This window comes from Burkholderia sp. JPY481 (genome assembly GCF_038900515.1).
Classification (GTDB): Bacteria; Pseudomonadota; Gammaproteobacteria; order Burkholderiales; family Burkholderiaceae; genus Paraburkholderia; species Paraburkholderia youngii.
On the sequence record NZ_JAYMRT010000011.1, the window covers coordinates 247,321 to 255,631 of the forward strand.

The 8,311-nt window shown below is 61.7% G+C and carries 9 protein-coding genes; 5 read left to right on the forward strand and 4 right to left on the reverse strand.

Features of this window, described 5'->3' with window-relative positions:
• The first annotated feature begins 1 nt into the window (after position 1).
• Genes VSR82_RS25455 through VSR82_RS25470 form a run of 4 tightly spaced genes read left to right on the forward strand, consistent with a single transcriptional unit; the run spans position 2 to position 5,311 of the window.
• Positions 2 to 565, forward strand: a complete 564-nt coding sequence (locus tag VSR82_RS25455) for a tail assembly protein (RefSeq protein ID WP_498858191.1) — start codon at positions 2 to 4, stop codon at positions 563 to 565.
• On the forward strand, positions 549 to 3,908 hold the full coding sequence (locus VSR82_RS25460) for a TipJ family phage tail tip protein (RefSeq protein ID WP_498858192.1): 3,360 nt from the start codon (positions 549 to 551) through the stop codon (positions 3,906 to 3,908). The genes VSR82_RS25455 and VSR82_RS25460 overlap by 17 nt, the downstream gene beginning before the upstream one ends.
• Positions 3,909 to 3,965: 57 nt before the next feature.
• Positions 3,966 to 4,886 (forward strand): hypothetical protein, encoded by a 921-nt coding sequence (locus tag VSR82_RS25465; RefSeq protein ID WP_498858193.1) that lies wholly within the window; start codon positions 3,966 to 3,968, stop codon positions 4,884 to 4,886.
• 14 nt (positions 4,887 to 4,900) lie between these two features.
• Positions 4,901 to 5,311 (forward strand): XkdW family protein, encoded by a 411-nt coding sequence (locus VSR82_RS25470; RefSeq protein ID WP_498858194.1) that lies wholly within the window; start codon positions 4,901 to 4,903, stop codon positions 5,309 to 5,311.
• 79 nt (positions 5,312 to 5,390) lie between these two features.
• Here the strand turns inward: VSR82_RS25470 and VSR82_RS25475 are convergent, their stop codons facing one another.
• Genes VSR82_RS25475 through VSR82_RS25490 form a run of 4 tightly spaced genes read right to left on the reverse strand, consistent with a single transcriptional unit; the run spans position 5,391 to position 7,176 of the window.
• The gene (locus VSR82_RS25475) at positions 5,391 to 5,936 is read right to left on the reverse strand and encodes a hypothetical protein (protein WP_498858195.1); all 546 of its coding nucleotides are present in this window, start codon (positions 5,934 to 5,936) and stop codon (positions 5,391 to 5,393) included.
• A 22-nt stretch (positions 5,937 to 5,958) separates the two neighbouring features.
• Positions 5,959 to 6,279 carry a DUF3846 domain-containing protein gene (locus VSR82_RS25480; RefSeq protein ID WP_498858196.1) on the reverse strand — a complete coding sequence of 107 codons (321 nt, stop codon included), beginning with the start codon at positions 6,277 to 6,279 and terminating at the stop codon, positions 5,959 to 5,961.
• Positions 6,276 to 6,575, reverse strand: coding sequence for a hypothetical protein (locus tag VSR82_RS25485; RefSeq protein ID WP_498858197.1), 300 nt, complete (start codon positions 6,573 to 6,575; stop codon positions 6,276 to 6,278). The genes VSR82_RS25480 and VSR82_RS25485 overlap by 4 nt, the downstream gene beginning before the upstream one ends.
• A gap of 31 nt (positions 6,576 to 6,606) precedes the next feature.
• Positions 6,607 to 7,176 carry a hypothetical protein gene (locus VSR82_RS25490; RefSeq protein WP_498858198.1) on the reverse strand — a complete coding sequence of 190 codons (570 nt, stop codon included), beginning with the start codon at positions 7,174 to 7,176 and terminating at the stop codon, positions 6,607 to 6,609.
• Positions 7,177 to 7,650: 474 nt separating this feature from the next.
• Here VSR82_RS25490 and VSR82_RS25495 point away from each other — a divergent pair, with 474 nt between their 5' ends.
• Complete coding sequence (locus VSR82_RS25495) at positions 7,651 to 8,037, forward strand: helix-turn-helix domain-containing protein (protein WP_498858199.1); 387 nt, start codon at positions 7,651 to 7,653, stop codon at positions 8,035 to 8,037.
• The last annotated feature ends 274 nt before the right edge of the window (positions 8,038 to 8,311 follow it).

Below are 8,311 nucleotides of genomic sequence, written 5' to 3' on the forward strand. Positions count from 1 at the left end.
CATGCTCACGGTCGTGTTCTATGGCGCACTGCGCCGCCAGTTCGGCAAGCGCTACACGCTCGACGTTCACAGTCCGAAGGAGGCGCTTCACGCGCTGCTGTTGCAGATCGGCGGGCTACGTGAGTACTTCGCAGAGAACGGCACGCGCTCGTTCCTCGTCCGGGGCACCCATCAGGACTACGACGAGACCGACATCGACTATCCGCAGTCGTCGGGCGTGCTGAAGGTCGTGCCGCTCGTCGAGGGTGCGGGTGCGTTCGGGAAGATCCTTGGCGGCATCTTCATCGCGGCGATCGGGCTGATCTTCCCGCCCGGTGCGCTGACGACCGCCGTGATCGGGTTTGGCGCGTCGCTCGCGCTGTCCGGTCTCGCTGAACTGCTCGCACCACGCGCGAAGGCGGTGGCGACGCCGGAAGCGGCCGACAACCAGCCGAGCCTCGCCTTCGATGGCGCGGTCAACACGATGGGTCAGGGTGGCCCCGTGCCGCTCGGTTACGGCCGCATGCGGGTCGGCTCGCAGGTCATCTCGGTTGGCTTCTCGTCCAACAATGAACGCGTGGTCTGAGGCGATGGACACGGGGCGCGCACTGGTGCCGGTCACCGGCGCGGGCGGTGGTGGCGGTGGCAAGGGCGGCGGCGGGAGCGGCCAGCGCTCGCCGGTCGAGTCGCCCGACTCGCTGCGCTCGACGCAATACGCGCGCGTGATCAACCTGATCTGCGAGGGTGAGATCGAGGGCATCGTCGGCGGTGCGCAGGGTATCTTCATCGAGGACACGCCGCTCCAGAACCCGGACGGTTCGTGGAACTTCTCGGGCGCGGCGATCGAGTGGCGCAACGGCCTGCCGTGGCAGGCACCGATTCCCGGCTTCTCGTCGGTCGAGTCGGAGTCGTCGGTCGGTGTCACGGTTCGACAGCTTGCGCCGGTCACGCGCACGGTCATCAACCCGAACATCGACGCGGTACGCGTGACGGTGGGCTTTCCTTCACTGTCATCGACCGATGTGGGCACGGGCGATGTGCGCGGCGCATCGGTCGATGTGTGGATCGAGGTACAGGTCAACGGCGGCGGCTTTCAGCGCCTGATGCTCGACACGGTCGAGGGCAAAACGACTTCGCGCTATCAGCGCTCCTACCTGATCAACCTGTCATCACGCTGGGGCCAGGGCAACCAGTACGACATCCGCGTGGGCCGCGGCACGAACGATTCGACGACCGTCTACCTCGTCGATGCGTTCCAGTGGGAAACGATGACCGAGATCGTGAACAACAATCTCGTCTATCCACACTCGGCGATCTGCGGCGTACAGGTCGATGCCGGGACGTTCCGCTCGATCCCGAAGCTGGCGTTCGACGTGAAGATGCGCCGGATTCAGGTGCCGTCGAACTACAACCCGGTGACGCGCGAATACTCCGGCGTGTGGGATGGGACGTTCCAGATCGCGTGGACTGATAACCCCGCATGGATCATGTATGACCTTGTGACCAGTGAGCGGGTCGGACTCGGTAACTGGATTCCGCCTCACCTGTGCGACAAGTGGAACCTGTACACGATCTCGCGCTACTGCGATGAACTGGTGCCGAACGGAGTCGGCGGCAGCGAGCCTCGCTACACGTGCAACGTGTATCTCCAGACGCGCGAGGAAGCGATCGGGCTGCTCCAGCAGTTCGCCGCGATCTTCAACGGGCTGATCATGTGGAACGCGGGTGCCATGACCTTCATGGCCGACATGCCCGGCAATCCGCTGTACGCCTACACGCCCGCGAATGTCGTCGATGGTCGCTTCACCTACAAGGGCACGCCACTGAACCAGCGGCACACCGTCGCGCTCGTCACGTGGAACAACCCGGCCAACCAGTACCAGCAGGAGATCGAGTACGTCGAGGATCAGGACGCGGTGCGTCGCTGGGGCATCCGGGACACGCCGGTCAACGCGCTCGGGTGTACGTCACGCGGTCAGGCGCATCGTGTGGGCCGCTGGATACTGCTCACCGAACAGTGGCTCGCGGAGACCGTTGTGTTCAGCACGGGCCTACAGGGCACCTTCGTGCGGCCGGGACATCACTTCATCACGACTGATCCGATCCGCGCCGGGAACCGCGCAGGCGGGCGCATCGTGGCGTCTGCCGCGAACTGGGTGCAACTGGACGATGCCTACGTCTTCAGGCCGGGACTCGCGTACACGCTCTCCGTGATGCTGCCCGATGGCACGATCCAGACCTCGCCGGTCATTACGCCAATGGGCGCGACCGACAGCGTGACCATCACCGAAGTATTCCGGCAGACGCCGCAGCGCAACGCGATCTGGGCGATCTCCGCCAGTGACGCGCTCAACGAAGTATGGCGGTGCATCTCCTGTGTCGAGGACGAGGACGGCAACGTCGAACTTCAGGGCGTCGCGCACCGGAACGACAAGTTCGCCGCGATCGAGCAGGGACTACAGCTTGCGCCGCTGCCGACCGGCATCATGAATCCGTTCTTCGTCGGCCCGCCGACCGAACTGCGGGTAACGGAGAGCCTGTTCCAGATCAGCCCGGTCGTGGTGGGCGCGCGCGCGACCTTCTCGTGGCTCGCGCCGCTCGGGGCGACCCGTTTCGTGGTCAACTGGACTGCACCGGGTGACCCGCCCGTGTGGAACGAAGCCTTCATGTCCTCGATCGACATCGACCCGACGCGCGCGGGCATGTGGACGTTCAGCGTGCAGGCGGTCAACTCGCTCGGGCGCGTGAGCACGTGGGCATCGATCACGGTCGAGATCGTCGCGCTTAACCGCCCGCCCGAGGACGTGCAGGAATTCCAGCTTGACATGTACAACGATGGCGCGAACCTGCGCTGGCGTCAGGCGGAAAACCTCGACGTGATCGTGGGCGGTCAGGTCGTGATCCGCTACAGCAACCGCCTCACGACTGCGATCGTGTGGGAGGAAGCGCGCGAGATCATCCGCTTCGCAGGCGCGCAGACTTCGGGCTTCGGGCCGCTGCTGCGCGGCACGTACCTCGCGAAGTTCGTCAACAGTTCAGGTCGCGCCTCGGTGAACCCGGCCTATGTGATCAGCACGACTGGGCCGCTGCGCGATTACAACCTTGTGGCCGAGCGCGACCAGCATCCGACCTTCTCCGGCCACAAGGTCAGTCTCGTCGTGCGGTATGGCGCGCTGCACTTCGACCTCGATCCCGAGGGGTTCGCGGTCTCGACGACTGCTGCCTATGGCTTCGTGCCGCTCCCAGCGGTGGACATGGGCAAGGTCTACACGGTTCGGGTCTCGACGACGATCGAGGGCGCAATGTACGGGCTGTTCGATTCGGTGGACAAGTGGCCGGACTTCGATGCGCGGCTTGACGTGGACGGCATGAAGATCGACGAGGGCGGGGCCGAAATCGTGGTGCGCTTTACCAACGTGAACCCGGCGACGGCGCTGCCCGAGGACTGGTCGCCGTGGCAGCGCATCGTCGCGGCCGACCTGACGTTCAGGGCGTGCAACTTCGACATGATCGCTAACGTGCCTGATAACACGTGGGGTCTCGGCATCGTCGAACTCGGCGCATCGATCGATGTCCCTGACCGGATCGAATCGATGAACAACATGGCGGTCCCGCCGCAAGGCGCATGGGTCACGTTCGCCGTGCCGTTCAAGGAGACGCCCGCGATCAATATCGTCGCGCAGGCACTCGCGCCCGGTGACCAGTGGTACATCACGGCACAGTCGGCTACCGGGTTTTTCATCTACTTCCAGAGCTCGGCAGGCGCAGCGATTGCGAAAACGGCCGACTGGATCGCGCGCGGCTATGGCTACGAACACCCTGACCTCGAAGGGCTGGGCTACTCGAAAATGTATGGCATCCCGCCCACGCTCGCGGATGAGCGCAGGCTGATCAGCGAGGCGGGCTATTACCCGACGATGACGGAGTAACAGGACATGGCACAGGTAGCGAGTTATCAGGTTCCGGCGCATCCGTCAGGGCTCGACATGCGGCTGCAACTCAACGAGATCGTGCTGGCGCTGGTGGGCGATAACGCGGGACCGGGTGCGCCGCCCGAAACCTTTCCGGGCATGTGGTGGGGCGACACGACCGCGATGCGTCTGCGTCGCCGCAATAACGTCAATGATGCGTGGATCGACATCGGGCCGCTGAACGATCCGCTCGCCGACATCCGGCAACTCGTGTACGACACGGCAGCATGGAAAGTGGACAAGCGCGGCGACTTCATGACCGGCGGCTTGTTCATGCGGGAAACGCCGATCTATTGGCAAACGCCAGCGGCAAACGCGTATTACGGCTATATCAGTAATTTCGGGAACCCCGGCCAGGTTGGTAGTGGGATCGGCTTTGTGGACGCTTCGTTCAGTGTCTGGAATTTTCAGGTTGAGCAGACCGGCCGTTGTGTGGTGCGCAACGGTTTCGAGGTCACCAACGGCGCGTCGGACTTCTGGTCTCCGCTTTATCTGCGCGGTCGCGGTGTGGCGGGGGAAGTGCAGCTTTTTTCGAACGATGGCACGCGCTGCATCATGCGCGGTCGCGTGAACGGCGGCGGTATGGATTGGGTGAACGACGCCTATAACGCGATCATCATGCAGATCGATAATGGCGGCAATCTGATATGGCCGCTAACCGGCGCGCGCGTCAATACTGACGGCAACATCTTTATGTCGTGGCGCGGTCAGTGGTTAGCCGACGTGCTGTATGCGCTCCAGGTGGGCGTTGATAACATCGGCAACAAGGCCGACCGTTATGCCAGTTGTCCACACAACAGCGGCGTCAATTTCTTCGGTGCGGCTTCGGATAACGTGATGTTGCCTAGTCCGTGGGTTGTTGTCGGTCTGAGCGGGCCGGGTAACGCAACGGCTAACGCAATCGGTGTGTACGGGATCCACTTGCGCAATCAATGACCAGAGGCGTCGCAATGTTGACCGTCGATCAGCTTGGCTATTTGCTCAAACAGGCGTATCCGAACCTGAAAAGAGGTGTGCATTACCATGTCGCGCATCCAGTCGATTCGGTAACACTCGAACAGACCGGACCGGCGTTTATTGCGTCGTGGCAGCACGAAACGATCGCACAGCCGATCCTCGATGACATCGAGCGCTTATGGCAACAACACGGCGAAGCATGCTCGAAGTGGGACGCGGAACGCAAGGCGCGATTGAAACGCGACGAGCTACTTGTCGAAGCTGACCGGCTTGTTGAAGGCGCAATTGATCGCGGCGACGCAGAGAAGGAAAAGAGCGCGCGGCATTACCGGCAGGCGTTGCGCGATATTCCGCAACAGACCGGCTTCCCGTTTTCGATCGAGTGGCCGGAACGTCCGAGCTAACGCGTTAGTAGCAAGCCGGCAATAACAGCAAGCGAAGGGAACGACAATTGATATTGCTGGCATATAGTTCCCGGTCAGGTCAGATATGCCGTTTCACAGATTGCAGGATGTGTAGTGTTCGCGTCCACGATGCTGGGTCGGGCGTGCGGCTGCTCATGCGTTCGAGGAAATCGAGCGCGCCACGCGCACTGATCACCACGGTTTTCCGTGCTCTGCTCAACTGGTTGGCATCCCAGCGCCGGATGACTGCCTGAACGTCGAACCCGAATTCGGTCCTGAGCGCATCCGGTGATTTGCAGGTCGTGAAATCAGCATGGGCCAGTGTAATCGGGCCAACGCCCCACGCCCTTGCCAGCGCATCAAGGTGTTTCCAGCGTCCCTGCCTGCGGGTAATCAGATTGCGCAATGACTGCGCAAGTCTTTTTGAATCCGTATCACCGGCATAAAAACTCATCTGGTCGGCAATTTCCGGCCACGTGAAGCCGCCTGCCTGTTTGCAGAGCAGGATGTTAGACCACAGATGATCATGTCCATGATCATCGGCGTCGGGTTCCATGACGTGCCCTTCCCAATCGCCGCCATCCACGCAGACGGCCTCTTTTCTTGAACACACATGCAACTGCATGGTGGCCTGATCCTTCGTCCCTTCAGATCGCCACGATCCACGCAATTTGATCCGTGACGTAATCTACGCTGGCGGCAGGCGCGCAGAATTCCGCGCCAGCCTGTCCGATCCACAGCGCCTTGCCCGCAAGCGCATCATGCGGCCACAGATCGCACAGGAAGTACTGCTGCTCGGTCACGTACTTGCCTTCCTCATCCAGCACAATCAGATCGTCCTGCGCATCGTCGGGCCGGATCACCTCGATGATGTAGCAGTCCATCAGCCTGTAGATGCTTTCAAGAGAGCCATCGGTTTCGACTTCCTTGACGCTCCGTTCGAACGGGTCAATCAGCATTGCCTTCATGACCGGTCCACTCCCATGTCTGCCGGTGCAAAATCCCGATTCGGCACGATGACCACATCACCGACGATGCAGTGATCATTCGGGTCTCCGCAGCGCTCCCAGTAAAGCGCAGTCACAGCCCGGTTCAGCGGCCGTCCCTTCTCGTGCCCGAGGTCGTCCACGATCATGACGTGAACTCGATCAGCGAGCATGACCGAATCGACAACCTCTGCGCTGATCAGGGTTTCGATATATGCCAGCGTGAGCGGCATATTGAAGTCCCAGACTTCGCCGTTCCAGCGGATCAGGCGACGCATGCAACGCAGACAGGTGTGTACGCGGCACAGGTCATTGCAGTGTTCCGGTTGATAGCCAGTCAGTCAGCCAGCGCTTTAGCGCCGACACACTGCCGGTTATGCGCCGGAAGGGCACGTGCAGATGCTTCGCGGAATGCTCGACATCGTGGCCGATGAAGTCGGTCATCGCGAGCACCAGATCGGAACTGGCGCTTTTTGTGAGCATGCCCGCGCCGCCGTGGCCGCCACCGCCCGTCTTTTGCGCCTTCACGAACACGAAATCAATCACGCCCGAGAATGCCTGTTCGACATCACGCTCCTGCTGGTGGATTAAGCCTACGACCGTGACGCGGGGCGGGCGGTCGCGGGGCGGTATCGTCTCGCTATCCGGGCCACGGCTTTCGGTTTCCTTTCCAGTTGCGTGCGATAGCGGCACTTGCGTGTCTGCATTGCGTATGATGCCGGCCAGCACATCAGACAGGCGCATGACGCACTTGCTAAAGGTCGCGGCAAGTGCAGGCATCAACTGCTCGGCCACGGCCCGCACGATGGCAGGATCAACGGCCTGCGCGGGCACGGGTGTGGATGGCGGTGGCTCGACGTGGCGTTTTTCGGGCGGCACGAGCGGGGGCTGGATGGCGCGCGGGAAGGCGGCGAAGGTTCAGGCATTGGCGCAGGCTTCGCAGGGGCGGGCGGCATCACTTCCGGCATGGCTGCGAAGAGTCGTTCCGTGTCGCGGTCCTGCTTGAATGTGCGCCAGCGTTCAGGGGGCAGGACTGCATCTTGCGCGTGGCGCACCGCGACGTGCGGGAACAGTTTGGGCGACTCGGCCAGCAGTTCTTTCGCCCGCGCAACGACGGGCGCGATTTCGCGGGGTTTCCAGTACGTCCGGTGCAGTGCCGTTTTAGGGTGGCTGGTAGCTCGGGAATCCACTGACTGTAGGCGGTGAAGGGATTGCATCAATGTCCTCCATGTTTCTTAACGGATAGATTTATGCAGATCGCATTAATCCCCTGTTAAAGCAGGGTTCAAACATTTCGATAAGCCCAGTTAATTTCGACATCTATAACTGATCGTCGGCCGGGGTTCAACACATATGAAAAATCAGACGATTGAAGGGGCGGGCCTTGGCCAGCGAGTTAGCAATTTGCGAATCAGACGGGAGGTCACACAGATAGAGCTTGCCCGGGCGATCGGGGTATCTGCGACGGCCATCAGCAAGCTCGAATCGGGAGAAACCCGGATGCTTCGCGCGGACCATCTGTTACGCATAGCCATCGAACTCGGCGGCGATCCTGTTGAGCTATGCTTCGGCCTCGAAAGCGAGGAATACCGGCACTACTCATCAGCACTGCCAGCGATAGACGGCGCGGCAGCTAGAGCCGGGGTCGCACTACTATCGCCCGACAAACGGCGGCTGCTTGCCCGAATCTTCGAAGTGTTCCTTGACGAAGCTGAAGCGGGGCGAAAACGCAGTCGCTAACCCTTGGCCCAAATCCCCTAAACCCGCCGACCCAACCTGCAATCGATCAGCGGCGGTAACTCGAGCGTTGGCTGATCGGTCACCCCTGTCAGATCGCCGTGACACCGGGAGCCATTCGCATCATGCGTTGGTTTGTTTGTCCGTGGACGTTAAGCGTTGTTCGACGCCTGCCCATGTCTGCTGCCGCGTGAGTAAGCGACGGCGTATGCGGGCAGGCGTTGGACAACGCTCGAGGGAGGAAACCGCGGGGTGTACCGAGGCGGTTATGGGGATT

Coding starts and splice junctions, on each gene's coding strand:
- VSR82_RS25465 (WP_498858193.1), top strand. CDS start 3,966: ATGCGGCTGCAACTCAACGAGATCGTGCTGGCGCTGGTGGGCGATAAC.
- VSR82_RS25495 (WP_498858199.1), top strand. CDS start 7,651: ATGAAAAATCAGACGATTGAAGGGGCGGGCCTTGGCCAGCGAGTTAGC.
- VSR82_RS25460 (WP_498858192.1), top strand. CDS start 549: ATGAACGCGTGGTCTGAGGCGATGGACACGGGGCGCGCACTGGTGCCG.
- VSR82_RS25455 (WP_498858191.1), top strand. CDS start 2: ATGCTCACGGTCGTGTTCTATGGCGCACTGCGCCGCCAGTTCGGCAAG.
- VSR82_RS25475 (WP_498858195.1), bottom strand. CDS start 5,936: ATGCAGTTGCATGTGTGTTCAAGAAAAGAGGCCGTCTGCGTGGATGGC.
- VSR82_RS25480 (WP_498858196.1), bottom strand. CDS start 6,279: ATGAAGGCAATGCTGATTGACCCGTTCGAACGGAGCGTCAAGGAAGTC.
- VSR82_RS25485 (WP_498858197.1), bottom strand. CDS start 6,575: ATGCGTCGCCTGATCCGCTGGAACGGCGAAGTCTGGGACTTCAATATG.
- VSR82_RS25470 (WP_498858194.1), top strand. CDS start 4,901: ATGTTGACCGTCGATCAGCTTGGCTATTTGCTCAAACAGGCGTATCCG.